Source organism: Streptomyces sp. NPDC030840 (assembly GCF_055572015.1).
Genome location: NZ_JBVIEE010000024.1, coordinates 1 through 25,774, shown reverse-complemented (window position 1 = coordinate 25,774; position 25,774 = coordinate 1). Strand labels below are relative to the sequence as shown.

At 70.5% G+C, this 25,774-nt stretch carries 23 protein-coding genes and 1 rRNA gene; 11 read left to right on the top strand and 13 right to left on the bottom strand.

The features are described from left to right. Window positions 1-393: 393 nt before the first annotated feature. The 4 genes from pstB to ACZ49J_RS36270 all read right to left on the bottom strand — a co-directional run bounded on the left by pstB (window position 394) and on the right by ACZ49J_RS36270 (window position 4,310). Window positions 394-1,278, bottom strand: a complete 885-nt coding sequence (gene pstB / locus ACZ49J_RS36285; RefSeq protein ID WP_467455265.1) for a phosphate ABC transporter ATP-binding protein PstB — start codon at window positions 1,276-1,278, stop codon at window positions 394-396. Between the two features lie 187 nt (window positions 1,279-1,465). Beyond that, a complete protein-coding gene (pstA, locus tag ACZ49J_RS36280) occupies window positions 1,466-2,377 on the bottom strand; it encodes a phosphate ABC transporter permease PstA (protein WP_467455231.1) in 912 nt (303 codons plus the stop codon). Next, complete coding sequence (pstC, locus tag ACZ49J_RS36275; protein WP_467455232.1) at window positions 2,377-3,327, bottom strand: phosphate ABC transporter permease subunit PstC; 951 nt, start codon at window positions 3,325-3,327, stop codon at window positions 2,377-2,379. The genes pstA and pstC overlap by 1 nt, the downstream gene beginning before the upstream one ends. Next, the gene (locus ACZ49J_RS36270; protein ID WP_467455233.1) at window positions 3,324-4,310 is read right to left on the bottom strand and encodes a PstS family phosphate ABC transporter substrate-binding protein; all 987 of its coding nucleotides are present in this window, start codon (window positions 4,308-4,310) and stop codon (window positions 3,324-3,326) included. Before ACZ49J_RS36270 ends, pstC begins: the two co-directional genes overlap by 4 nt. Before the next feature lie 501 nt (window positions 4,311-4,811). On the opposite strand from ACZ49J_RS36270, the gene ACZ49J_RS36265 reads away from it, so the two are divergent. After that, window positions 4,812-6,389 carry an FAD-binding oxidoreductase gene (locus ACZ49J_RS36265; RefSeq protein ID WP_467455234.1) on the top strand — a complete coding sequence of 526 codons (1,578 nt, stop codon included), beginning with the start codon at window positions 4,812-4,814 and terminating at the stop codon, window positions 6,387-6,389. A 37-nt stretch (window positions 6,390-6,426) separates the two neighbouring features. Here the strand turns inward: ACZ49J_RS36265 and ACZ49J_RS36260 are convergent, their stop codons facing one another. From ACZ49J_RS36260 to ACZ49J_RS36250, 3 genes are all read right to left on the bottom strand, one after another. After that, window positions 6,427-7,194 carry a phosphatase PAP2 family protein gene (locus tag ACZ49J_RS36260; protein WP_467455235.1) on the bottom strand — a complete coding sequence of 256 codons (768 nt, stop codon included), beginning with the start codon at window positions 7,192-7,194 and terminating at the stop codon, window positions 6,427-6,429. 232 nt (window positions 7,195-7,426) lie between these two features. Further along, complete coding sequence (locus tag ACZ49J_RS36255) at window positions 7,427-8,428, bottom strand: C40 family peptidase (protein WP_467455266.1); 1,002 nt, start codon at window positions 8,426-8,428, stop codon at window positions 7,427-7,429. 72 nt (window positions 8,429-8,500) lie between these two features. Next, the gene (locus ACZ49J_RS36250) at window positions 8,501-9,265 is read right to left on the bottom strand and encodes a trypsin-like serine peptidase (RefSeq protein ID WP_467455236.1); all 765 of its coding nucleotides are present in this window, start codon (window positions 9,263-9,265) and stop codon (window positions 8,501-8,503) included. Between the two features lie 96 nt (window positions 9,266-9,361). Between ACZ49J_RS36250 and ACZ49J_RS36245 the strand changes: the two genes are divergently transcribed. Then, complete coding sequence (locus ACZ49J_RS36245; RefSeq protein WP_467455237.1) at window positions 9,362-9,619, top strand: DUF397 domain-containing protein; 258 nt, start codon at window positions 9,362-9,364, stop codon at window positions 9,617-9,619. Window positions 9,620-9,631: 12 nt separating this feature from the next. Here the strand turns inward: ACZ49J_RS36245 and ACZ49J_RS36240 are convergent, their stop codons facing one another. Together ACZ49J_RS36240 and ACZ49J_RS36235 are read right to left on the bottom strand one after the other, a co-directional pair. Further along, complete coding sequence (locus tag ACZ49J_RS36240) at window positions 9,632-11,947, bottom strand: ABC transporter permease (protein WP_467455238.1); 2,316 nt, start codon at window positions 11,945-11,947, stop codon at window positions 9,632-9,634. Continuing rightward, complete coding sequence (locus tag ACZ49J_RS36235) at window positions 11,944-12,666, bottom strand: ABC transporter ATP-binding protein (RefSeq protein WP_467455240.1); 723 nt, start codon at window positions 12,664-12,666, stop codon at window positions 11,944-11,946. Before ACZ49J_RS36235 ends, ACZ49J_RS36240 begins: the two co-directional genes overlap by 4 nt. Before the next feature lie 141 nt (window positions 12,667-12,807). Between ACZ49J_RS36235 and ACZ49J_RS36230 the strand changes: the two genes are divergently transcribed. Together ACZ49J_RS36230 and ACZ49J_RS36225 are read left to right on the top strand one after the other, a co-directional pair. Beyond that, window positions 12,808-13,686, top strand: coding sequence for a sensor histidine kinase (locus ACZ49J_RS36230; RefSeq protein ID WP_467455242.1), 879 nt, complete (start codon window positions 12,808-12,810; stop codon window positions 13,684-13,686). 8 nt (window positions 13,687-13,694) lie between these two features. Further along, complete coding sequence (locus tag ACZ49J_RS36225; RefSeq protein ID WP_467455243.1) at window positions 13,695-14,417, top strand: response regulator; 723 nt, start codon at window positions 13,695-13,697, stop codon at window positions 14,415-14,417. A 24-nt stretch (window positions 14,418-14,441) separates the two neighbouring features. On the opposite strand, the gene ACZ49J_RS36220 is transcribed toward ACZ49J_RS36225, so the two are convergent. Continuing rightward, on the bottom strand, window positions 14,442-15,101 hold the full coding sequence (locus tag ACZ49J_RS36220) for an SRPBCC family protein (RefSeq protein WP_467455244.1): 660 nt from the start codon (window positions 15,099-15,101) through the stop codon (window positions 14,442-14,444). 17 nt (window positions 15,102-15,118) lie between these two features. Further along, a complete protein-coding gene (locus tag ACZ49J_RS36215) occupies window positions 15,119-15,472 on the bottom strand; it encodes an ArsR/SmtB family transcription factor (RefSeq protein ID WP_467455246.1) in 354 nt (117 codons plus the stop codon). A 372-nt stretch (window positions 15,473-15,844) separates the two neighbouring features. On the opposite strand from ACZ49J_RS36215, the gene ACZ49J_RS36210 reads away from it, so the two are divergent. From ACZ49J_RS36210 to ACZ49J_RS36180, 7 genes are all read left to right on the top strand, one after another. After that, window positions 15,845-17,182 (top strand): S53 family peptidase, encoded by a 1,338-nt coding sequence (locus tag ACZ49J_RS36210; RefSeq protein WP_467455247.1) that lies wholly within the window; start codon window positions 15,845-15,847, stop codon window positions 17,180-17,182. A 521-nt stretch (window positions 17,183-17,703) separates the two neighbouring features. Next, entirely contained in the window at window positions 17,704-18,012 is a 309-nt protein-coding gene (locus tag ACZ49J_RS36205; protein WP_351416155.1) for a hypothetical protein, read from the top strand. Between the two features lie 216 nt (window positions 18,013-18,228). Further along, on the top strand, window positions 18,229-19,068 hold the full coding sequence (locus tag ACZ49J_RS36200; RefSeq protein ID WP_467455248.1) for a DUF8175 domain-containg protein: 840 nt from the start codon (window positions 18,229-18,231) through the stop codon (window positions 19,066-19,068). Next, window positions 19,058-20,383, top strand: a complete 1,326-nt coding sequence (locus ACZ49J_RS36195; protein WP_467455249.1) for a hypothetical protein — start codon at window positions 19,058-19,060, stop codon at window positions 20,381-20,383. Before ACZ49J_RS36200 ends, ACZ49J_RS36195 begins: the two co-directional genes overlap by 11 nt. Next, window positions 20,380-21,939: an SCO6880 family protein gene (locus ACZ49J_RS36190; protein ID WP_467455250.1), complete on the top strand. Its 1,560-nt coding sequence runs from the start codon at window positions 20,380-20,382 to the stop codon at window positions 21,937-21,939. Before ACZ49J_RS36195 ends, ACZ49J_RS36190 begins: the two co-directional genes overlap by 4 nt. Window positions 21,940-21,998: 59 nt before the next feature. Then, complete coding sequence (locus ACZ49J_RS36185) at window positions 21,999-23,426, top strand: ATP-binding protein (RefSeq protein ID WP_467455252.1); 1,428 nt, start codon at window positions 21,999-22,001, stop codon at window positions 23,424-23,426. 19 nt (window positions 23,427-23,445) lie between these two features. Further along, window positions 23,446-25,014 (top strand): type IV secretory system conjugative DNA transfer family protein, encoded by a 1,569-nt coding sequence (locus ACZ49J_RS36180; protein ID WP_467455253.1) that lies wholly within the window; start codon window positions 23,446-23,448, stop codon window positions 25,012-25,014. 33 nt (window positions 25,015-25,047) lie between these two features. Here ACZ49J_RS36180 and ACZ49J_RS36175 read toward each other — a convergent pair whose 3' ends face one another. Both ACZ49J_RS36175 and rrf read right to left on the bottom strand, forming a co-directional pair. After that, entirely contained in the window at window positions 25,048-25,623 is a 576-nt protein-coding gene (locus ACZ49J_RS36175) for a GNAT family N-acetyltransferase (protein WP_467455254.1), read from the bottom strand. Window positions 25,624-25,682: 59 nt separating this feature from the next. Then, window positions 25,683-25,774, bottom strand: a 5S ribosomal RNA gene (gene rrf / locus ACZ49J_RS36170); the annotation flags it as partial.

Sequence of the window (25,774 nt, the reverse complement as noted above, 5' to 3'; positions counted from 1 at the left end):
TGAGGGAGTGCCGTGGGGGGCTGCACGTCGCACCCAGCAAGGCCGAAAGTAGGCAGAACAGGTGAAGCCGCCGATGGCCATAAATGAACGACGGGTGAACCCCTGTCGACGGTGTGGTTAGGTCACGGAAGGCTTACGTCGAGGGCACATGCGGATTCCGACGCCGGCGTTACGCGGGCACGTCGAAACGTGCACCGATAAGGCCCCGGCCACCTGCTGCGGCCACCGCTGCGGCCCCTGCCCCTGGCCGCTGCCCCGGCCATGCGCCCGCCCGGCTCCCCACCTCCAAGTACCGGAGTACCGGAGTACCGGAGTGCCGGAGTACCGGAGTCCCGGCGCTGAGGGCGTGGGGCAGACCCTTGACGGACCAAAGGCCTCCGGCGCCGTGAGGAGTCAGCCGAACCGGCCGGAGATGTAGTCCTCGGTGCGCTGGTCGGAGGGGGTCGAGAAGATCCGCTCGGTCTCGTCGTACTCCACGAGCCGGCCATGACGCTCGCCCCTGTCGCCGACCTCCGTGGTGAAGAAGGCGGTGCGGTGCGAGACGCGTGCGGCCTGCTGCATGTTGTGGGTGACGACGACGATCGTGAACTCCTGGGCCAGGTGCTCCATGAGGTCCTCGATCTTCGCGGTGGCGATCGGGTCGAGGGCCGAGCAGGGCTCGTCCATCAGGATCACCTCGGGCTTGACCGCGATGGTCCGGGCGATGCACAGCCGCTGCTGCTGACCGCCGGACAGGGCCAGCGCCGAGGTCTTGAGCTTGTCCTTGACCTCGTCCCACAGCGCGGCATGGGTGAGCGTCTCCTCGACCAGGTCGTCGAGGTCTCCCTTGAAGCCGCCCACCCGAGGGCCGTACGCGATGTTGTCGTAGATCGACTTGGGGAACGGGTTGGGCTTCTGGAACACCATGCCGATACGGCGCCGCACCTCGATGGGGTCGACGTCCCTCCCGTACAGGTTCTCGTTGTGGTAGCGGATCTTCCCGGTGACGCGGGCGCTGGGGATGAGGTCGTTCATCCGGTTGAAGCAGCGGATCATGGTGGACTTTCCGCAGCCGGAGGGCCCGATCATCGCGGTGATCTGGCGGTCGCCGATGGTCATGTTGACGTCGCGGAGGGCCTCGTGGTCGCCGTAGAACACCGAGAGGCTGCCGACCTCGAAGACCGGGCTGGTGAGCGGGGGCGCGCCGCGGAAGGGAACCTGCGGGGCGGTCGTACCGCCGTCGGCGTCGCCGGCCTCGTGGGAATCGGCAGCCTCATACGGCTCGGCAACCCCGTACAGCTCGAAGGCCTCGTATGGCTCCACAGCCCCCTTGGCATCCGAGGCCTCGGAGACCTCGGAGACCTCGGTGCCTCCCGGAGGCGAGAGCTCGGCGTCCCCCCGCGAGAGCGGGAAAGCCCGCCGGCGGAGACGCTGGAGGCGTTGGTGGCGTTGGAGGCGTCGGGAGGGCTGTGCGGTCATGGCGCGGTCACCAGCGGCGGGAGTAGTGGTTGCGGAGCCAGATGGCCAGGGAGTTCATGACCAGCAGGATCACCATGAGGATCACGATCGCGGCGGCGGCGAGTGAGACGAACTCGGCGCGGGACTGGCTGATCCAGTTGAAGATCTGGATCGGCAGCACGGTGAAGGCGCTGTCGGGACCGGTCGGGTTGAAGGTGATGAAGGTCAGCCCGCCGAGCAGAAGCAGCGGAGCCGCCTCGCCGATGGCCCGGGACAGGGCGAGGATCGAGCCGGTGGCCATGCCGGGCACGGCCGCGGGCAGCACCTGGCGCCAGATGGTCTGCCACTGGGTGGCGCCCAGCGCCAGCGACGCCTCACGAATCGACGACGGTACGGCACGGATCGCCTCCCGCGCCGCGATGATCACCGTCGGCAGCACCAGGAGCGACAGCGTGAGCGAGGCGGTGAGCACCGTCTGCCCGAAGCCGAGGCCGCGGGAGATGATGCCGAGCCCGAGGATGCCGTAGACGATCGACGGGACCGCCGCCAGGTTCTGGATGTTGATCTCGACCGCGCGGTTCCACCAGCGCCCCGGGTCGGCGTACTCCTCCAGGTAGATGGCGGTGAGGATGCCGACGGGCAGGCAGTACAGCGCCGTGAACCCGATCACCCAGATCGTGCCCATGATCGCCGACTGGGCACCGGCGTTGGACGGGTCGATGATGTCCGGGAAGTTCGTCAGGATCCGCAGGTCCAGCCGGGGCCACGCCTCCACCACGATGTACACGAGCAGACAGCCGAGGAAGACCACACCGACGGCGAGCGAGGCCCACAGGCCGAACTGGAACAGCCGCTCCCGCCAGGGGGTGCCGTCGCCCCTGAGCCGCCACCCCTCCGGGACACCGGCCTGCGGCGCCTTGCCGGCCACGGGGGCGCCCATCACTCGTACACCTGCCGGTACCTGCGCACCAGGCGAATGCTGAGCAGGTTCATCACGAGCGTCATGACGAAGAGCAGCGCGCCCACGGCGAAGATCGTCTGGTAGCCGAGGGACCCGGTCGGCAGGTCACCGATACCGGCCGCGGCGATGAACGCGGTCATCGTCTGCATGCCTTCGAGGGGGTCGAAGGACAGGTTGGGACGGCCGCCCGCCGCGACCGCGACGATCATCGTCTCGCCGATCGCCCTGGAGACGCCGAGCACGACGGCGGCGACGATGCCGGACAGAGCGGCCGGGAAGACCACCCGGGTGGAGACCTGCATCCGGGACGAGCCGAGAGCGAAGGCGCCGTCGCGCAGCTCGTTCGGTACGGCGTTCATGGCGTCCTCGGAGAGCGAGGCGATCGTCGGGACGATCATGACTCCCATGACGAAGCCCGCCGAGAGCGCGTTGAACACCTCCGGTCCCTCACCACCGGGCCAGATGTCCTGCAGCAGTGGGGTGACGGCCTGCAGCGCGAAGAAGCCGTACACGACGGTGGGGATGCCGGCGAGCACCTCCAGGATCGGCTTGAAGAACGCGCGGACGCCGGGCCTCGCGTACTCGCTCAGGTACACCGCCGCGCCCAGCCCCAGCGGCACGGCGACCAGCAGCGCGATCAGGGTGACCATCAGCGTGCCGGTGACCAGCGGCAGGACACCGAAGTGCGGCGGCTTGAACAGCGGCGACCACTCGGTGCCGGTGATGAAGTCGGTGAAGCTCACCTTGCCGAAGAACGCGGCGGCGGGCGGAATGAGCGCGATGACGATCCCGACGGTGGTCAGCACGGACACGAGCGAGGCGGCGATCAGCACCACCCTGACGGCCTTCTCCCCGTAGCGCGGCTGGGACCGCCCGAGGAAACCGGGGCTTCCCGCGGCGGCCCTGCGCCCGCTGCCGGTGGGGGTCATGACCGCTGCTGCTCCCGCAGCCTGTCCAGATCCCTGTTCAACTCGGCCTGCTGGCTCCTGTTCAGTGGTACGAACAGCGACTTCTCGGCGATCTCGGCGTTGTTGTCCACGTAGAACTCGACGAACGCCTCGACCTCCGGCCGGTCGAGCGAGGACGCCTTCGGGTAGATGAACAGGGGCCGTGAGAGCGGCTCGTAACTGCCGTTCTGCACGGTCCTGGTGGTCGGCTCGACGCAGCCGTCACCGCCGTCGATCTCCAGGACCTTCAGCTCGTCCTTGTTCTCCTCGTAGTACGACAGGCCCAAGTAGCCCATGCCGCCCCGGGAGCCGGACACGCCCTGCACGGTGACGTTGTCGTCCTCGCTCGGGGAGTAGTCCGTACGGGAGGCCCCCTCCTCCCCGTTGACGGCCTGGGTGAAGTAGTCGAACGTGCCCGAGTCGGTGCCCGGCCCGAAGAGCTCCAGCTCCTCGTCCGGGAAGCTGGAGTCGACCTCGTTCCAATTGTCGACGTCGGAGCCGGGCTCCCAGATGCTCTTCAGCTGCGCGACGGTCAGGCACTCCACCCAGTCGTTGTCCTTGTTCACCACGACCGACAGCCCGTCGTTGGCGATCTGGAGCCGTTCGTACGAGATGCCGTTCCGCTCGCAGGCGTCCTTCTCGTCGTCGTCGATCGAGCGCGAGGCATCGTTGACGTCGGTCTCGCCCGCGCAGAACTTCTCGAACCCGCCGCCCGTACCGGAGGTTCCCACCGTCACCCGGACATCGGGGTTCTCCCCCTGGAACATCTGGGCCGCCGCTGTGGTGAGCGGAGCGACCGTGCTGGACCCGTCCACCCGGATGGTGCCGGACAGATCGCCCTCGACCCCCTCCCCGGAAGCGGAGACACGGCCGGAACCACCACCACACGCACTCGCGGCCAGCAGCGCGGCAGCGGCCACCGCCACGGGGGCCACGGACCTGCGCGACGAAGTGTGGATGCTCACGTGACTCCCCGTTCCTTGCGCTCTCGCGTCGACGTCGACGTCTCTCCGTCCAATATGAAATATCTGAGCAAAGCGCACTACTCGGACAGCCGATCAGAGCCTCGCCCCCCACACACAGCCGCGTCCCGCTCACCACCCAGCCCGTCCGGCGCTTGAGGACGAGACCACAGGCCGACACCACACCCCCCACCGCACCCCACCCAGCCCGTCCGGCGCTTGAGGACGAGGCCGTCAGGCCGACAGCGGGGGTCTGGGGGCGCAGCCCCCAGGGATGGGACGGGTAGGGGCGGCGGGGGCGAAAAAACCCAGGACCCCACCCGGACACGGCACCCCACCCCCACCCGCGCCCCCGCCCCCCAGGCCCCGTGCCCTCGGCCCCCGCCCCCACCCCCACCGGAATGGCCGGAAGTCACCCCACAGCCCCAGAAGCCGGTTACGGCGCCCCTGGAACCCGTCACCCGATGAACCCGTCTCGTTCCACGGGAACACCGGGAGGGCCACATGGAACGGCGCATGTTCATCAGCGGCACGGCAGCCGCGCTGGCGACGGCAACGACGGCAGCCACATCCGCGTGCACCACCACCAGCGGCGCCCCTGACCGAACCACCCCCGGCCGAACCACCCCAGCCGAGGGCACCTCACTCCGCACAACCACGACCAGCACCCGCGCCGCCGCCAACTGGACGGCCCTCGCCCGCGACCTCGACGGCCCCCTCGTCCGCCCCGGCGACCGCGCCTGGCCGACAGCGCACCAGCTGTACAACACCCGCTTCGACACCCTGAAGCCCGCGGCCGTCGCCTACGCGGCCCACACGGACGACATCCGCACCCTCCTCTCCTACGCGAGGGCCCATCGCACCCCCGTATCGATACGCAACGGCGGCCACTCCTACGCGGGCTGGTCCTCCGGCAACGGCCACCTGATCATCGACGTCTCGAAGATCGGCACCATCCGCGCCTCCGCCGGCCAGGCGGTCGTCGGCGCCGGCGCCAAGCTGATCGACGTCTACCGCGCCCTCGCCGCGAGGGGCGTCACGATCCCCGCCGGCTCCTGCCCCACCGTCGGCGTCTCCGGCCTCACCCTGGGCGGCGGCCACGGGGTGGTCTCCCGCGCGTACGGCCTGACCTGCGACAGTCTCACCCAGGCGACCATCGTCACCGCCGACGGCAAGCAGCTCGTCGCGAACGCCACCGACCACAAGGACCTCTTCTGGGCCCTGCGCGGCGCGGGCAACGGCAACTTCGGCGTGGTCACCGAACTGCGCTTCCGTACCCACCCCGCCCCCCAGGCGGTCTCCGCGTACATGACGTGGCCGTGGTCGAAGGCCGCCGCCGTGGTGAAGGCCTGGCAGGAGTGGGGCCCGGACCAGCCGGACGAGATCTGGTCGTCCTGCCACCTGTCGTGCGCGGCCGGCGGCACCCCGAGGATCTCCGTCGCGGCCTTCTCCCTCGGCACGTACGGCGAACTCCAGAACGCCGTGGACCGCCTGGCCGACCGCGTCGGCGCCCCCGCCGGCAGCGTGTCCCTGAAGCGACGCTCGTACGAGGAGTCGATGGAGGTGTACGCGGGCTGCTCGTCCTTCTCGACGGACGCCAAATGCCACCTGCCGGGCTCCACACCGGGCCGCACGCCCACCGGGGCACTCGGCCGGGAGACCTACACGGCCCGCTCGGACTTCTTCGACCGCTCGATCTCGCCGGCGGGCATCCAGACCCTGCTCAGCCAGATCTCATCGGTCCGCGGCGGCGCCGGCAGCATCCAGCTCACGGCCCTCGGCGGCGCGATCAACCGCGTCTCCCCCACGGCGACGGCCTTCGTCCACCGCCGCTCGCGGATGCTGGCCCAGTACCTCGCCTCCTGGAAGGCGGGCACCTCCGGCACGGCGGCCCAGTCCTGGCTCACCACGGCCCACAACGCCATGTCCCGCCACGCCTCGGGCGCCGCCTACCAGAACTACACGGACCCGACCCTCACGAACTGGCGCAAGGCGTACTACGGGGACGCGGCCTCCCGCCTGACGACCGTGAAGAGGCAGTACGACCCGACCGGCTTCTTCACGTTCCCGCAGTCGCTGTAGGAACCACAGCCCGGGGCGAACCCTCACACATGAACCGCTACGCCGCCAGGTCCCGCTCATCCGCCGAGGACTCCACCCGAGTCCCCGAGATCACCGCTCCCCGGCTTTCGGACCCCTTGGCCGAGATCAGCCACCCCACCCGGGGCGACCGCTCGATCGCCTTCGTCAGCGGAGTCAGCAGAGCCATCGCTACCGGCGACAGCAACAGGGCCACAGCCGTCCCCAGGGCGAAGCCACCCACCACGTCCGTCGGGTAGTGCACCCCCATGTACACCCGGCAGAACCCCTCGAGCAGCCCCAGCCCGAGCCCCACCAGGCCGAACTTCCGGTTGGCGACGAACAACGCGACCGCCATCGCCATGGTCAGCGTCGCGTGATCACTCACGAACGAGTAGTCGGTCTTGCCGGAGACCAGCACCTCGAGGCCGTCGTGGTCCACGAACGGCCGCGGCCGCTCCACGAACCCACGTATCGGCACGTTGACGAGGACCGCGATCCCCGCGGCGAGCGGCGCCCACACCAGCGCGGCCACGGACGGCGCGGCATCCTCCCCGCCCCGCCGCCGCACACCCCACCAGCACCACAGCACGAGCAGCACCATGGCGAACAGCAGCCCGTACTCCCCCACGAACTCCATGACCCGGTCGAACCAGGTCGGAGCGTCCTTGGCCAGGCCATTGATGTCGTAGAGCAGACTGACGTCGGGGTTGGACCCGGACTCGGCGAGCGTGTCGGCCCCGGCGAGATGCGCCCCGTGACCGGAGTACTCCCCGGAATACGCCCCGGACTCGGCGAATGCAGCCATCGTGCAGCGGCCCCTTCGTCGTCTGTTCCCTGCTCGGCGGCCGCACCCGTACGTGCGCCGCTGCGGCCACCCCCGTGGTTGTAGGCGTCGTCAGGCGTCGAAGCGCTACGGGACTAGGAACGCACAGTCCCCTTCTCCACGTTCCACATCCACCGAATGATCACGCAGACGTTATCGAAGAGAGATACGTCTGCGCAGCTCAGAGCGGGGGATCACAGAGGATTACGCGCCATCAGACACGCGTGGGCAGCGCTTTCGCGCCATCTTCGGTGACCCGGGTTGCCCCGAAGTAGTCCGGTGTGTCGATCGGGTCGAAGCGGATCACGGCGCCGGGCCTGGGCGCGTTGATCATGTAGCCGCCGCCCACGTAGATCCCCACGTGACGAATGGCCCGGGAATTGGTGAGGTCGTCCGAGAAGAAGACCAGATCGCCCGGAAGCAGCTCGTCCCGCTTCGGGTGCGGTCCGGCGTTGTACTGGTCGTTGGCGACCCGGGGCAGCGTGATCCCGACGCTCTCGTAGGCGGCCTTGGTCAGGCCCGAGCAGTCGAAGCGCCCGCCCTGGTCGGCGGTGCCGTTGCCGCCCCACAGATACGGCGTCCCGAGCTTCTTCTGCGCGTACTCGATGGCGCCCGCGGCCTGCCGCGACGGATCGACCCTGGTGACGGGCGCGGCGAAGCTCTTCTCCAGATCCGTGATCGTCTTCACGTAGTTCTGGGTCTCCTTGTACGGCGGCACGCCCCCGTACTTGATCACCGCGTAGGCGCCCGCGTTGTACGCGGCGAGCATGTTGTGCGTCGGGTTGCCGGGCGCGTCCTTGACGTACTTGGCGAGGGTGCAGTCGTACTGCGCGGCCGAGGGGATCGCGTCGTTCGGGTCCCACACGTCACGGTCGCCGTCCCCGTCGCCGTCGATGCCGTGGGTGGCCCACGTGCCGGGGATGAACTGCGCTATGCCCTGCGCCGCCGCCGGGCTCTGCGCCCTCGGGTTGAACCCGCTCTCCTGGTACAACTGCGCGGCCAGCAGCGCCGGGTTGATGGCGCTGCACAGGTTGCCCCACTTCTGCACGAGCGGGCTGTACGCGGCCGGTACGGCGCCCTTGGCGAGCGCCACGGCGCCCTTCCCGACGCCGTTCGCGAGGTTTCCCGCCGTCATGTAGACGCCGACGACGAGCAGCAGCACGAAGCTGAGGCCGGCGCCACCGAAGGCGATGCCCACGATCCATGCCTTACGCACCGTCAACCGCCCCTCACTGCCCGGCACTCCACCGACACGAAGTGTAGAGGCGCACCCGCCATCACGGAATGATCACTCGCCCTGGGCGGCGCGATACAGACGGGCCGCCTCGTCCCCGAGGACCACGCTGTACGACACGTCGTCCGTGGCCCCGCCCTCCTCGTGCCCACCGAGCACCCCGACGACCTGCCCGTCCCCGTTCACCCAGGGGCTCCCGCTGGTCCCGCTGGGGAAACCGGGGCATTCGATGCGCTGCTGCGTGGCGTTGTGGGCGGTGGGCTTGTTGGTGCAAGTGACCGGCGCCTGCCGGGACTTGGGGTACCCGGTGACGGTGACGGCGGTGGCTCCGGTGGCCCGGTGGGGCGCGAACACGTTCCCCCCGACCAGGTCCTGGACCTCCCGCGCGCCGTGCCGTTCCACTCGCGCGAAGGCGACGTCACTGTCCTCGTCCCGGTCGCCGCCGTCCCACCCGCCCGGTATGTACGCCTTCTCGATCCGCCAGACGCCGTACGGCGCCTCCCCGTCCCGGTAGCCGGGCACGAAGACGAGATCCGTACCCCCGCCGAGACAGTGGGCCGCGGTGACGACGAGGTCGTGTCCGGCGCTGCGCACCACGGAGCCCGTGCAGAAGTGCCCGCCGCTCGGCCAGCTCCGGAAGACGGCCCCCACCCGCGCGGTCGCGGCACTCGCCGGCGCCTCGGCGGTCACCCCGAGGGGCCCGGGCCCGTCGTCGGCCGCGGCGAGGGACGAGGAGGTGACGGCCAGCAGAGCGACGACACCGAGCAGGGACATACGGCTGCGGGTGCCGGTGCGGGGACGGGCGCCGGTGCGGGACATCGCTCACAGGCTGCCCCACGAGCGTGAGAATCCACCTCGGGCGACTCTGAGAATTGTCCTAACCTTTCCGAGCACCCACTCAGGAAGGGCATCCCCTTGGCCGACATCCCCACCGACCTCGACTGGATCCGCGCCGCCCCCGAGGACGCCACCGGCCCCGGCCCCTGGATCGAGATCGCCTTCACCGAGAGCGAGGACCCCGAGGCGCCCGTCTACATCCGGGAGACCAGCGACCCGGACAACGTCGTGACGACGAACCGCCGCAAGTGGGACGCGTTCGTCCTGGGCGTGCAGGCGGGTGAGTTCGACCACTTCGTGGAGGGGGTCGAACTGGACACCGCTCAGGAGCTGTGACACCGAGCCCGCTCACTCGTTGTGCAGGACCTCCGCGATCGTCAGCCGCGCGGCGCCCCGCGCCGGGACGTACGCGCCCAGGACGGCGATCAGGATTCCGGCCGAGGCCAGGCCGGCCAGGGCCGGGGCCTGCCAGACGTCCGTCATGTACGACGGCAGAGTGATGTCCACCGCGTCCGCCATCCGCGGTACGACCGCCTCGTAGCCCGCCACGCCCAGAGGGACGCCGACCAGGGAGCCGAGCGCTCCGAGCACGGCCATCGACGTCACCGTCATCGCCGTGACCTGGCGCGGTGTCATCCCGATGGACTTCAGCATGCCCAGGTCACGGCGGCGATCGCGGGTGTTGAGGGCGACTGTGTTGAAGACGCCGAGGGAGGCGACGACAGCGAGCATCAGAGTGAGGACCGCGGCTGAGCCGATGATCGTCTGGGTCGTGGTGTTGGGGCCCTGCGGTGACGGGCTGATCCCCGGATCGGCGGCCCTCGCCGCGCGCGCGTAGGCGTCCGGGTCGGCTCCCTCGCGGAGTTTGACGTGGTAGGCGATGGGCTTCTCCTGCGGGGCAAGCGCCTGGAGCGTCGCCCAGTCGGCGACGACCGCCTGGGCGTTGCTCTGCATGAACTCCCCGACGACGACCATCCGCTCGCTCCGGTCGCCCTTCGCCAGGCGGATCTCGTCGCCGACGCGCAGGCCGTTCCGGCGCAGGAAGGCCGACCCGGCCACGGCCTCGCCCGTACCGCGCAGCCACCGGCCGTCGGTGAGCACGCTGTCCAGCCGGGGCCGGTCGCCCCGACGGGCTTCGAGCCACACCTGGTCCGCGGAGCCCGCCAAGCGCGTCTCGACGTCCGCCCTCGCGGTGACCCCCACGGCGCCGGGCAACGACCGCAGCAGGGAGTGCAGTTCGGGGTCGGAGTGGACCGGTTCTGTCTCCTTGCCGTCCTTGAAGCTCGACGCGTACACAGTGACCTGGTAGGCGTCCCGGCCCGCGTTGCCGAACCTGTCCATCGTCGTGGCCAGGCCGGTCGCGAACGTCACGGTGGTCACGCCCAGGACCACGGCGGCGAGCGTGAGGGCGCTGCGGCCCGGCCGGGCGAACGGCAGGCCCGCCCCCAGGCTCACCGAGCGCGGCAGCCGGCTGCCCGCCAGCCGGCGCTGGATGCCCAGTGCGCGCCCGGCGCGTGGGGCACTGCCCGCGCTGATCGCCCGCGCCGCGGACAGCCGGTGCGCGCGGATCGCGGGGGCCATCGCGGCGAGGAGGCACACGGCGGGCATGCCCAGCAGGGTGACGGCGTTCACCCAGGCCGCGATGGAGACGTCGCCGTGGAACACCCCGGCGTCCGGCCCCATGAACACGAACTCGAAGAAGGGGCGAGCCAGCAGGTTGCCCACGGCGGTGCCGAGCGCGCAGCCGAGGACCGCGGGGACGGAGATCATCGTGAGGTAGACGGCGAGCACCTGTCCCGGCGTGAAGCCCAGGGCCTTGAGGATGCCGATGTGCCGGAAACCGGAGATCACCGCGCCGCTGACCACGTTGGCGATGATCAGCACCGCCACCGCGACACCGAGGACGCCGAAGGCCATGAGGTAGGGGGTGTACGCCCGCGCCGAACTGCCCACCTGTTCCTTGAGGGTGAGGTACGACCGGGAGGCGGTCAGCGCGCCCGCCGGGAGGCTTTCGGTCACCGTGGCCAGCTGGGCGCGGAGCCGGTCCTCCGAGGACGCGGACGCGTCTGTGAAGCGGAACAGCATCTGAGTGGACGCGGGGTGCAGGGCCGCCATCTGCTCGGGGGCGACCCACGCCTCCGCGGTCCGGCTCAGGTCGAAGGCGAACCCGACGATGGTGAGGTCCGGGCCCGAGGGCACCTTCAGCTTCTTGCCGAGGTCGTCCGCGGTCCAGTCCGACTGCCGGTTGAGGACGACCTCGCCGGGCCGGGTGGCCCAGCGGCCCGCCCACAGGTCCACCCGGTCCACCCGACCTCCGGGGCCGGGACGGCCCACGACCGTGATCTGGCTGCCGAGGCCGTAGTTCATGGCGTCGTCCGGGAGTTCGACCGTGGCCTGGGCGAAGGGCCCGGCGGCCTGCGCGCCGGCCCGCCGGACCGCCCGTTCCAGCTGCGCGTCCGAGGCCTTCGCGGGATCGAACGCGGCGACGACGTGCGGACCCCGCTGCCGCGCGAACGCCTTGTCGAAGGGGGAGGAGGCCGCGTCGACCAGGCCGAGCGCGACCACCATCGCCGCCGTCGAGGTCAGTGTGACCAGTCCGATGACGAGCGTCTGGAGCCTGCGCCGCCGTACCGCCGCGCGCGCGGCCCGCCACACGGCCCTCATGCGGACGGCTCCAGGGCGTGCTCGCCGGTCACCCGGCCGTCGGCGATCTCGACGAGTCTGCTGGCGCAGCGCCGGGCGAGGTGCTCGTCGTGCGTCACCAGGACCAGCGTCTGGCCGATCTGGTTGAGGTCGAGCAGCAGGTCCATCACCTGCTCGCCGGAGCGGCTGTCCAGGGCGCCGGTCGGCTCGTCGGCCAGCAGCAGGGCGGGGCGGTTCATCAACGCCCTGGCCACGGCGACACGTTGTCGCTCACCGCCGCTGAGCACCGCCGGATAGGCGTTGCGCCGGTCGGCGATGCCGAGTTCCTCGAAGAGCTCCAGCGCACGGCGGCGGGCCTGCCGGGCGGGGGTTCCGGTCAGCTGCGCGGCCAGGGCCACGTTGTCGAGCGCCGACAGGTCGTCGATGAGGTTGAAGAACTGGAAGATCATGCCGATCCGGCGCCGCCGGTACAGGGCGAGGCCCTTCTCGCTCAGCTCCCCCACGTTCTCGCCGTGCACGACGACCGAGCCGCCCGTCGGACGGTCCAGACCGGCGATCATGTTGAGCAGGGTGGACTTGCCGCACCCCGAGGGCCCCATCACGGCGACCGCGTCCCCCGCCCGGATCTCCAGCGACACGCCGTCCAGCGCCGTAGTCTCGCCGTACTCCTTGCGTACGCCGTCGAGCCGTACGACGGCATCTTCCCTGCTGCCTTCAGCCCTACTGCCTTCACTGACCATGCACCGGACGCTAAGGGAGGAGCGCGCCCTCAACATCCCTCCGGGGACGGCACTTCGGCCCGCACCTCATTCTGGAGATGCAGCGCCCTGGATCCACGGGCTGATGCGGTCCGGGCGGGCGTCTGCGAAGGTGAACCCCGTGTGGGAGGGGGTCCTGACGTGCTGACGGCGGCGCTGGGGGTGGCGTGTGGGGCCGTGCTGTGGCTGGCGGTGGCGCTGGTGCGTACGCGACGCCGGTGGCAGGCGGCCGTCGGAGAGCGCGGCTGGCTGCTGGAGCGGGAGCGGGAGAGCGCCGCGCGGGCCGCGATCGCGGCCGAACGCGACCGCATCGCCCGTGAGTTGCACGACATCGTCAGCCACAACGTCAGCCTCATGGTGGTCCAGGCCGGCGCCGCCCGCGAGGTGCTGGGCACGATGCCGGACGAGGCCACGGCCGCCCTGCGTGCCGTCGAGGACGCGGGACGCGGCGCGATGACCGACCTGAGGCACCTGCTGGGACTGCTGGCCCCCTCGCAGAACGGCGAGGACACGGCCCTGAGCGCACACGCTGACCAGGACGCGGACCAGGGACAGGGCGCGGACCCACGGTCGGTCGGTCTGACGCCGCAGCCAGGCCTCGACCGGCTGGGCCAACTCGTCGACCGGGTATCGTTCGCCGGCCTGCCCGTCGAGGTCCGGATCTCCGGCGAACCCCGCCCCCTCCCGCAGGGCATCGACGTGACCGCCTACCGCATCGTCCAGGAGGCGCTGACCAACGCGCTCAGGCACGGCGACGGCGGCAAGGCCGAGGTGACCGTGCGGTACGCGGACCACGCGCTGCGCGTGGAGGTGCTGAACACGGGCCCGAGCGTGCTCACCGGCGCCAGCACCGCACCAGCGAGCCGGCACCGGGAGGGCACGGGCCGCGGACTGCTGGGCTTGCGCGAACGGGTCGCGGTGTACGGAGGGGACCTGGACGCCCGGCGCCGCCTCGGCGGCGGTTACCGGGTCCGGGCGCGCATCCCGCTGGACCGCCCGTGACCGGGGCCATGAGCGGGCCCGTGACCGGGGCCGCGGCCGAGCCGGCCCCGCGCGTGCTCGTCGCCGACGACCAGACGCTGATCCGCACCGGTTTCCGGTTGATCCTGACAGCCCGCGGCATCGAGGTGGTGGGCGAGGCGGCCGACGGCGCGGAAGCGGTGGCGGCCGCGCGTGACCTCAAGCCGGACGTCGTCCTGATGGACATCCGCATGCCGACCATGGACGGCCTGGAAGCCACCCGCCGCATCCTGCGACAGGACCCGGACTGCCGGGTCCTCATCCTGACCACCTTCGACCTGGACCGCTACGTGTACACGGCGCTGTCGATCGGGGCCAGCGGCTTCCTCCTGAAGGACGTCACCCCGGAGCACCTTGCGGCGGCCGTACGCCTGGTCGACACGGGCGACGCCCTGCTGTCCCCCTCCATCACACGGCGCCTGGTGGAACGCTTCGCCTCGGACGCGGCGACCCGGCCACCCGCCGTGCACGCCGACCTCGCCGCCCTGACGCCCCGCGAACGCGAGGTCCTCACCCTCCTGGGCCGCGGCCTGTCCAACGCGGAACTGGCCACCGAACTGACGCTGAGCGAAGCCACCGTCAAGTCCCACGTGGCCCGCATCTTCGCCAAACTCGCCCTCCGCGACCGCGCCCAGGCGGTCGTCCTCGCGTACGAGACCGGGCTGGTCAGGCCGAGGGGCGGCGCGGGTGCGGACGAGCGGGGAGCCGGCTGACTGGCCCACGGGCCCCGCCAGGGATCAGCCGCTCCCCTCCGCGCCCTCCTCCTCCACGCCCGTGTACGCCGCCGTCGTCCGGTCCGCCTTCGCCCGGGCCTCCGCCGGATCCTCCCCCGCCGCCACGAACGCCTCGTACCAGCCATCGCTGCTCGACGTCACGAAGCGGCGCCCCTCCTCGCTCCCGAACCACTCCATGGCCTCCTGCGGGTCCACGGCCGCCCCGGTCCGGAGGTGGAGCGTGAGCCCCACGAGGCCCATCTCCCAGCCGATGCCGACCGCGCCGGGGCCGAACTCCGCCCAGCGCGCGTTGTCCTCCACGTGCATGACGTGGTCGAGCTCGAAACGCGTACCGCCCTCGGGGGTCCGCGTCAGCCGCAGCTCGATCCAGCTGACGTCACCGTCGTACTCCCACGTGGCGCCGAAGCCCTCGGGCGGGTCGCAGCGCTCGATCGTGCCGCCCGCGTTGCCCTGAAGCTGATAGCGCCCGCCGAGGCGCAGCTCGCCGGTCACGGGCAGGAACCAGCGGGGGATGCGCTCGGGGTTGGTGCAGGCGTCCCACACGTCCTCGACCGTGGAGTCGTACGTCCGGCTCACGGTCACCACACGTGCCTCGCCCGCCTTGAAGACACGGGAGCCGACCTGCCGCCGTACGGCGTTGATCTGGTGGGTCACGTCGATCATGGGTATCCCCTCGAAGGTTACGGTTCCCCGGAATCCGTCCCATTCCGCCGGCGCTCCCGTCTGCCCCGTGCCAGCTCCGTGGCCAGGGCCTCCAGAGGCGGGGTCCAGAAGCGGCGGAAGCGGTCGAGCCAAGCCTCTATGTCACGCAACGGCTCCGAGTTCACGGCGTACAGACGTCGCGCCCCCTCGGGGCGCACGGTCGCGAAGCCGTTCTCCCGCAGCACCTTCAGATGCTGCGAGACACCGGGCTGCGATATCCCGAACTCCGCCCTGATGACCTCGGACACGGAGCCCGAGGTCTTCTCCCCCTCGGCCAGCAGCTCCAGGATCCGCCGCCGTACGGGGTCCGCGAGCACCTCGAACGCGTGCATGAAGCGAATCTATCACCACCCGCTTATATAAGCGACAACTTATCTACCCTCGCAGGTCGCCGACCGCCGACCGCCGACCGCCTGCCACCTGCCACCTGCCACCTGCCACCTGCCACCTGCCACCACGCACGCTGTGCGCCACCTGTGAGCCAGGTCAAGCCGCCACCAGCCGCACTCCATCCCACGGCCATCGATCGGTAAGCCCCGCACACGCTTCGGCAATGCGGGGGTCAGGATTCCGGAACTGGTCTTGTTGTCGCGTACTCGCCAGGCGGATGGTCGTCCGCGGGCCGCCGCCCGCCGCCGGGGACTCCGCACCGGCGTTCACCCACCCGCACTGCCCCTGCCACCCCACTCCCAGGAGGCTCTACGTTGCGTACCGCACCCCCCGCCAGACCCAACGCCCCGGCAACCCGCCGCAGATGGCACCGCGTCAGCGGCGCGGCCGCGACCGTGGCGGCCCTCGTCCTCGCCGGCCTCGGCATCACGACCCAGGCGACGGCAGCGACCACCCCGGCCAGGTCCGCACCGACCACGAAACCCCACGTCACCTGGACCCGCTCCTGCGCCATCCCCTCGAAGAAGGGCGAGATGGCCTGCAACGCGCTCCGCGTCACCGGCGGAACCACCGCCTTCCAGCTCCAGAAGGCCGCCCGGACAGGAGCGGCCCCCAAGGCCGCCGACGCCTCCTCCCCCTCCGGCTACGGCCCCAGCGACCTCCAGTCCGCCTACGGCCTGACCAGCGCCGCCGCCTCGAAGGGCTCCGGCGCGACCATCGCCATCGTCGACGCGTACGACGACCCGAACGCGGCGTCGGACCTCGCCGCGTACCGCTCCGAGTACGGCCTGCCGTCCTGCACGACCTCCAACGGCTGCTTCAAGAAGGTGAGCCAGACCGGCTCCACCACCTCGCTCCCCTCCGCCAACAGCGGCTGGGCGGCCGAGATCTCCCTCGACCTCGACATGGCCAGCGCGATCTGCCCGAACTGCCACATCCTCCTGGTCGAGGCCAAGTCCGCCACCATGGCCAACCTCGGCACCGCGGTGAACACGGCGGTCTCGCTGGGCGCGAAGTTCGTCTCCAACAGCTACGGCGGCTCCGAGTCCTCCTCCGACGCCACGTACGACTCCTCGTACTTCAACCACCCCGGCGTCGCCATCACGGTCAGCGCGGGCGACAGCGGCTACGGCGCGGAGTACCCGGCGGCCTCGAAGTACGTCACGGCGGTGGGCGGCACGGCCCTGTCCACGTCGTCATCCTCCCGCGGCTGGACCGAGACGGTCTGGTCGACCAGCAGCAGCGAGGGCACCGGCTCCGGCTGCTCCTCCTACGACGCCAAGCCCTCCTGGCAGACCGACACGGGCTGCTCGAAGCGCATGATCGCCGACGTCTCCGCGGTCGCCGACCCCGCCACCGGCGTCTCGGTCTACGACACCTACGGCGCCGACGGCCAGGGCTGGGCCACCTACGGCGGCACCAGCGCCTCCGCCCCCATCATCGCCTCGGTCTACGCCCTCGCGGGCACCCCGTCCGCCGGCTCGTACCCGGCCCGGTTCCCCTACGCCTCGGCCGGCACCCCGGCCCTCAACGACGTCACCTCCGGCAGCAACGGCAGCTGCTCCACCGCCTACTTCTGCGCCGCCCGCTCCGGCTACGACGGCCCGACCGGCTGGGGCACCCCTGAGGGGGTGGGCGCCTTCACGGGCTGACTCGGCTGACACAGCTGAGACATCCAGCACACGCGTACGACGCGCAGAGCGGGCCGCGGTACACCACCGCGGCCCGCTCACGTGCCGTCACCCACCCGGGGCAGCGGACGAGTTCTGGCCAAAGGTGAGCGTTCACGCCACCCCGCACGCGCACCCGGCCGCCACGTCCGGCACACTCGGAATCCGCAGGGACATCGGTTCGACACCCCGTCAAAAGCGGGCCGGGCCAGGCACTTCGCGCTCGGCCGACATCGGCCACCCAGGACCGCGGCGCGAGAGGTGGATAACGACGGAACCACACCACCGGTTCCGCTTCGACCTCATTGCCCGGTGTAACCTGCCGTGATACACAGAGTAACGTTGCAGTATGACGCTGCGACCGCCACCACCGATCCGTACGAAACCCGCCAACCAATGACGCCAAGTCGACATACGACGGTGGAATTGTCGGCGACAATGGGCCCGACCTCTGCGCACCCGTGTAGAGGGTGCAGAACTACCCACTAGGGGCGGTGACTTACATGTTCGTTGCGGCCGAAAAGGGCGACATCACCACCATCATCGGCGGAATCGCCCCTGACTGGGGCCCCTTCGGCAGCCTGGGCAACGAGGCGCGCGTCATGATCGAGGTCGTGATGGCGGTCGCCATCCTCCTCTGCCTCGGCATCGCGATCTGGGGCGCGGCGAAGCAGCGCATCGGCGCGACGGCCCTGCGCGACACCTTCAGCGCCGAACAGGGCAAGGGCCTCATCATCGCGGGCCTCACCGGTGTCTTCATCATCGGTTCACTGGGCACGCTCTTCACGATCGTGTACGGCATGGCCGTGTAGCCCGGTCCAGCAGACCATCAGTCCCGGCCGGGCCCGCCCGGTACCCCACTACCACCACCCGTCCGTCGCGCCCACCGGCTGAGGTTGCGTTCCCCTGATGTCCCTGATGTCGAGTCTCCACACCGCGCCCGCGCGGGAACCAGCACGGCTACCGTCGTACTGCTATGCGTTTCGGTACGAGGTCCTTCCGTACGGAGTCGAGGGGGCGTACGCGGCATGAGTCTCGGTGACGACGGATACGGCGACGGCGGCTCGCGGGGCGGCACGGGCCAGACCCGCACCCGGCTGCCCGAACAGCAGGCCGCCGGCGGCGTGTACGGCGGCGCCCGACGCGGCCGCCAGTCGTCCTCCCGCAGCCTCGTGACCGTGGTCGGCGTGGTGGTCCTCCTCATCGCCGCCATCGCGTTCGCCAACCGCGGCGGAGACGACTCCGGGGGCGGCGACTCGGGCAGCACCGGAGCGGAGAGCACGGCGACGGCGCCGTCCGGGAAGCAGCCGGTGGGGACGAAGACCGGAGGCATTCCGTCCGGGTTCGCGCACAGTGAGCAGGGCGTCGAGTCGGCGGCCGCGAACTACGCGGTGGTGCTGGTCTCGGCCGACATCCTCAAACCCGCCCGACGACCCGAGATCGTCCGCCAGGTGTTCGCAGCCGACAAGGCTTCCGAGCTGGAGAGAAATCTCGACCAGGTGTACGACAAGGCGTTCCTCGACAAGGTGGGCCTGGACGAGAACGGCGACGCGCCCCAGGGCGACACATACGTCTCACGCACGATGCCCGTCGGCACCAAGGTCACCGACTACTCGGAGAGCACCGCCACCGTCGAGGTCTGGTGCACGGGCGTGTACGGAATGACGGGCGAGAGCTCGGACAACCCGGTCACCAGCGACTGGTTCACCATGACCCTCACGTTGCGCTGGACCGAAGGCGACTGGAAGGTCGACGGCTTCTCCCAGAAGGAAGGCCCCGCGCCGGTCAACGGTGACCAGAGGGTGTCGACGTCGGACGAGATCTCGAAGGCAGTCGAGGAGTACGGAGGGTTCACGTATGCCCGGTAGCCCACGCCGCGTACTCAAGGTCACCGCAGCCTTCACCGCCGTACAGACCACCGCGTTCCTGTTCGCCGCACGGGCGTTCGCAGCACCCACACCGTCGCCCTCACCCAGCGACAACAACTGCGGGCTCCTCTCCGGCCAGGCCAGGGAAGTCTGCGAAGGCGACACCGGCAGCCGCAGCGGCACCGGAACCACCCCCGACGTCACCAACCCCCTCGACCCCCTCTCCTCCCTCGCCAAGGGCTGCGCCGACGCCGCCTCCTGGACCGTCGACAAGCTCTCCGACGCCGTCCAGCAGACCGCGAACGTCGACTTCACGAACCCGACGTTCCTGCAGCAGTACGCCGTCGTCTTCGCGGCCTCGACGATCCTCACCCTCCTCCTCTGGCTGCTCGCGGTGGCCAAGCGGGCGGTCCGAGGGGTCCCCCTCACCACCGCCCTGTCGGAAGCGATCGGCTTCCTCTGGCTCACCGTCCTCGCCTCCGCCTTCACCCCGCTGATCCTCTACACCGTCGTCTCCGCGACCGACGGCGTCACCGAAGTCCTGGCCAAGGCCACCGGCGACCAGACCGACACGTTCTTCGGCAACTTCTCCGGCGCCCTCGAAAAGGGCGAAGACATCGGCGGCGGGCCCATCATGCTCATCGTCGTCTCGCTGGTCTCGATCCTCGCCGCCGGCGTCCTCTGGCTGGAGCTGGTGATAAGGGCCGCCCTGCTGTACGTCGGCGCGCTCCTGGGCACCGTCGTCTACGCCGGACTCGTCGACAAGAACCTGTGGGGCCACGTCCGCCGCTGGGCGGGCATCATGATCGCGGTCATCCTGGTCAAACCGGTGATCGTCATCGTGCTCGGGCTCGCCGGCGCACTGGCCGGCGAGGACGGGCCCGACGCCTTCTCCGCGGTCGTCTCCGGCCTGGCCATCATCCTGCTCGCCATCTTCGCCTCCGCGATGATCTACCGCTTCGTACCCGGCTTCGGCGACGAGATCGCCAACTCCCGCAACAACCGCATCATGCGGGGCGCCGAAGGCAAGGCCGCGGCCGTCATCAGCTCCCCGGCCACCCTCGTGGCCCAGGGCATCAAGACCCACAGCACCCGGGCGGACAACAACGGCGGATCGGGCCAGTCGTCCGCAGCCCGCCCCTCCAACCCCGCCTCCGGAGGCGTGGCGGCGCACAGCACGCGGACCTCGGGCGGTGGCGGTGGATCTGTCCCCTCCGCCGCGCCCCCGCCACGCTCCAGCCCGGCCAACACACCCCACGCCAGCAGCACCCGCAACAGCAGCAACAGCAATCGCTCGGGAGGTGAAGGGCGTTGACAACCCAGTCCCACGTGTCCCATCCGGTCACGCCCCGCCGTACGTATCTGATCGGCCGCGCCCGGCCGAACGCCGTGATCGGCCGGAACCGCGAATCCGGCGAGATCGTGCTGATCATCGCGGGCGCGTTCCTCGGCATGATGTGCGGACTCCTCGTCCCGGTCCTCTCCCTGCGGATCGTGCTGCTCATGGGCTTCCCCATGCTGGCCCTGGCCGCCGTGTACGTGCCGTACAAGCGCCGCACCTTCTACAAGTGGTTCGAGATCAACCGCAGCTACAAGCGCACCCTCCGGCAGGGCACGACGTACCGTTCCGCCGCCATGGAGGCCGGCACCGCACTCGACGGACGCGAGGTCGAGGTCGGCCCGCCCCCCGGCATCGGGCGCATCACCTGGCTGGCCGCACCCTTCGGGCCGGACGAGATCGCCGTACTGCTCCACGCCGACCGCAGGACCGTCACCGCCGCCATCGAGATCGAGGGCCCCGGCGTCGGCCTGCGCGACTCCGAGGACCAGGAAGCACTCGTCGACCGCTTCGGCACCCTGCTCAAGCACGTGGCGAACGGCGACGGCTTCGTCACCCGCCTCCAGATGCTCGCCCGCACCCTCCCCGCCGACCCGGACGCCCACGCCAAGGACGTCGCCGCACGCGGCGACGACAAGGCCCTGCCGTGGCTCCAGCAGTCCTACGACCAGCTGCAGTCCATGGTGTCCACCAGCAGCGAGCAGCACCGCGCGTACCTCGTCGCCTGCATGCACTACACGCGCGAGCTCGCCGCCGAGGCCCACGCCATGGCCCGCGCCGCCCGCCCGCACGGCGGCAAGAAGCTCGACAAGGACGCCGGCCTCGCCGTCGTCATGGCCCGCGAGCTCACCGACATCTGCTCGCGCCTCCAGGAGGCCGACATCCGCGTACGGCAGCCCCTCGGCCAGGGACGCCTCGCCTCACTCGTGCACTCCATGTACGACCCGGACCACCCCATCGACCACATCCAGGCCATGACCAAGCGCAACGCCTGGCCGGCCGAGCTCGACGCGATGGAACCGACCTACCTCCAGGCCAAGACCCGCGAGTCCTCCACCCGCGCCCCCTGGTGCCACGCCACCGCCTGGATCAAGGAGTGGCCGATGACCCCCGTGGGCGTGAACTTCCTCGCGCCCCTCCTCGTCCACACCCCGGACGTCATCCGCACGGTCGCCGTGACCATGGACCTCGAACCCACCGAGGTCGCCATCGAACGCATGCTGACCGAGAAGACCAACGACGAGGCCGAAGCCAGCCGCGCCGCCAAGATGAACCGCACCGTCGACCCGCGCGACGTGGCCTCCCACTCCCGCCTCGACCAGCGCGGCGAGGACCTCGCCAGCGGCGCCGCCGGCGTCAACCTCGTCGGCTACATCACCGTCTCCTCCCGCTCCCCGGAGGCACTCGCACGCGACAAGCGCACCATAAGGGCCTCGGCCGGAAAGTCGTACCTCAAGCTGGAGTGGTGCGACCGCGAGCACCACCGCGCGTTCGTCAACACCCTTCCGTTCGCCACCGGAATCCGAAGGTAGGGCTGCTGGATGCGGGATCATACGGATCATGCGGGGGTACGTCAGGAGGTACGGCTCTGATGCGGGATCCGCTGTCCGCCCTCACGGACGCCTTCACGTCCTTCCTCTTCGGCAAGGTCGAGACGACCCGGCTGCCGGTGCGCACGTCGACAGGCCAGGCCCAGGCGGTCTACCTGCCGACGGCCGCCCCCGGCCTCGGCGACTCGGGCGTGATCATCGGCCGTGAGGTGTACTCCGGAAAGGGCTACATCTACGACCCGTTCCAGCTCTACGGGCAGCAGCTCCCCGCCCCCCACTGGCTGGTCCTGGGCGAGTCCGGCAACGGAAAGTCGGCGCTGGAGAAGACCTACGTGCTCCGCCAGCTCCGCTTCCGCGACCGCCAGGTCGTCGTCCTCGACGCCCAGGGCGAGGACGGCGTCGGCGAGTGGAACCTCATCGCGCAGGAGCTGGGGATAACGCCCATCCGGCTCGACCCGACGGCGGCCCTGGACATGGGCATCCGCCTCAACCCCCTCGACCCCGCGATCACGACCACGGGCCAGCTCGCGCTGCTCCGCACCATCATCGAGGTCGCGATGGGCCACGGCCTCGACGAGCGCTCCGGCTTCGCCCTGAAGGTCGCCCACGCCTACGTCAACGAGACGATCGTCGACCGCCAGCCCGTCCTCACCGACATCGTCGAGCAGCTGCGCCACCCCGAACCGGAGTCGGCGGAGGCGATGAACGTCGCCATAGACGACGTACGCGCCTGGGGCCTGGACGTGGCCCTGGTCCTCGACCGTCTGGTCGACGGCGACCTCAGGGGCATGTTCGACGGCCCCACGACCGTCGGCATCGACCTCGACGCGCCCCTCATCGTCTTCGACCTGTCCCACATCGACCGCAACTCCATCGCCATGCCCATCCTCATGGCGATCGTCGGCGTGTGGCTGGAGCACACCTGGATCCGCCCCGACCGGAAGAAGCGCATCTTCCTGGTCGAGGAGGCCTGGCACATCATCAACAGCCCGTTCGTGGCCCAGCTCTTCCAGCGCCTGCTGAAGTTCGGCCGCCGCCTCGGCCTGTCCTTCGTCGCGGTCGTCCACCACCTGTCGGACGTGGTGGACGGAGCGGCGGCGAAGGAGGCCGCCGCGATCCTGAAGATGGCGTCGACCCGCACGATCTACGCCCAGAAAGCCGACGAGGCAAGGGCGACCGGCCGCGTACTGGGCCTGCCCAGGTGGGCCGTGGAGATCATCCCGACCCTCACACCCGGTATCGCGGTGTGGGACGTCAACGGCAACGTACAGGTGGTCAAGCACCTGGTCACCGAGACCGAACGCCCCCTCGTCTTCACGGACCGCGCCATGACCGAGTCGTCCACCGACCTCGCCGACGACGCCCTGCACGCCGCGGAACTGGAGGCGGAAGAACGGGCGGCGGCATTCGTGGAGCAGCATCTCAGCGAGGTCGACGGGTACGGACCGTCCGAGTCGACGGTGGCGTGAGCACGGGCGGTGACGTGGGATGAGACCGGACAGGCGTGACCCGCGCCGCGAGGATCAGGGCGGGATCCCCGACGGACTGCTGATCGGGGTCCTCGCCTTCCTCCTCGGTATGACCCTGATGGTGTGGACGGCGACGGGCCTGGCCGGCTGGTTCGCCCGGGACGCGTGGCCGGACGGCGTCACCTTCGCCCGTACGCCCCTGGCGATGCGCCACCTCATCGGGCAACCCCACGACATCGCGGGCGCCTGGCCGGACACCCCCGCCGACCAGCTCTCCGGGTACGGCCTCTTCTGGGGCCTGTTCATCAGCCAGCTGATGGTGCTGGTGGTGATGACCGTCTTCCTGCTGGGCACAGTGGCCCGCTGGCGGGCGGTGCGGGCCCGGCGCAAGGCGGAGGAAGCGGACCCCGAACGGCACGAGGCCGGACCGCCCGGGCAACCCGGGCAACCCGGGCAACTCGAGCCGCGAGAGACCGTACGCCCGGCAGACCCCGGGGGAGCCGTAGCCCCGGCCGAGCCGCAGAACACCGCGGGCTCGCCCCCACCACCGCACCCGACCCTCACGAAACCAGCCGCAGAAACAGCACCAGCACCCGAACCACCACCGGTACACGCGCCGCCCCTGCCCGAGGCCCCCGGCGCCGTGCCCGCGCCACGCGTCCCGCGCGGCCCGATGATCCTGGGCCCGGCCGAGACCCGCCACCCCCTCGCCGCCCAGGCGGTACGCGACGCCGAGGGCCCTGCCCTCGTCATCACCTCGAACCCCGTGCTCTGGGCCGAGACCAAGGACGCCCGCGCCAAACTCGGTCCGGTCCACCTCTACGACCCCTCACACCTCTGCGACACCCCCGCCCGCCTCCACTGGTCGCCCTCAAGAGGCTGCGAGGTCAAGGCGGTCGCCGCGGCCCGGGCAGCCGCGCTTCTCTCCCCGGTACGACCCACCGCCAAGATCGACCAGGCCCTCGCCGACCTCGCTGAAACGCTCCTGCGCAGCTATCTGCACGCCGCCGCCGTGGACGGCCGCACCGTCCGCCACATCCATCGCTGGGCCCAGGGCACGCAGGTGCAGGAGGCCGTACGGGTCCTGCGCACGAACCCCAAGGCCGCGGCCGGCACGGCGGGCGAACTGGAGTCCGCGCTCACCTCGTACCCCGAACGCCGCGACATGGCCCAGGAGCTGACGACCCGTGCCCTGTCGTCCCTGTCCACGATCAACGTCAGGGAATCCTGCACTCCAAACCGAACAGACTCCGTTGCCTTGGATTCCTTCGTGGGTGAAGGGGGAACGCTTTATGTGGTCGGTGAACCCATCGAGGACCCCAGGGCAGCCCCAGGGGCCATGCCTCTGCTCACCGCCCTGACCGCAAGCGTGGTCGAGCGCGGCCGTCGCATGGCCGAACGGTCATCCTCCGGCCGCCTCGACCCACCACTCACCCTCATCCTGGACGACGTGGCAGCGGTGGCGCCCCTCCCCCAGCTCCCCGACCTCCTGGCCACCGGAGCGGACCGCGGCATGCCGACGCTCGCGCTGATGAGGTCAAGGGAACAGGGCCGCTCACGGTGGCCCCAGTACGAGTTGCCGGTCTAGAAGCCTGAAGATACCCGCCCACCACAGGCGCCCCTAGCTGTGGCGCTCGACCACGTACTCCACCTCGCGGCCCCCAACTCCCGCCGGCCCCGGCACGATCACCCCGCTCGCCGTGAACCCGGCCTTGCGGTAGAACGCCTCGGCGCGCGTGTTCCGCTCGTGCACGAACAGCCGCGTCCGCTCGGCGCCGGCCCTCCAGGCCCACTCCAGCGCCGCCTCGAACAACGCGCCGGTCACCCTGGCCTCGCCTCCCCGGTACTCGGGCCGCACGAACACCCCCACGACATGGGCCTGCCGTCGCTCGACGGTGCCCCCGAAGTAGTCGAGCGACCCGGCCTCCTCGACGAGCACCGTCACGGTCCCGACCCACTCCCCACCGGCCGTTTCCGCGACGAACTGCTGCCGCTCCAGCGTCCCCTCGGCCGCTCCCTCCGCCCGCTCCTGCCAGAAGGAGTCAGGCTTGGCGGCAGCCTCCTCGTACGTCTCCAGGAACGCCAGGTCCGCCACCGGATCCCTGAGCGCCTCCAGCCGCAATTCCCTCACCCGCGGCCACTCGTCGGCCCGAATCGCCCGTATGACCACGCCTTCTCGCATATCCTCAAACTCCATACGGGCCACTAAAGCAGAAAACCCCCGCACCGTGAGGTGCGGGGGTTTTCCCAATAATTGTTCGGCGGTGTCCTACTCTCCCACAGGGTCCCCCCTGCAGTACCATCGGCGCTGTAAGGCTTAGCTTCCGGGTTCGGAATGTAACCGGGCG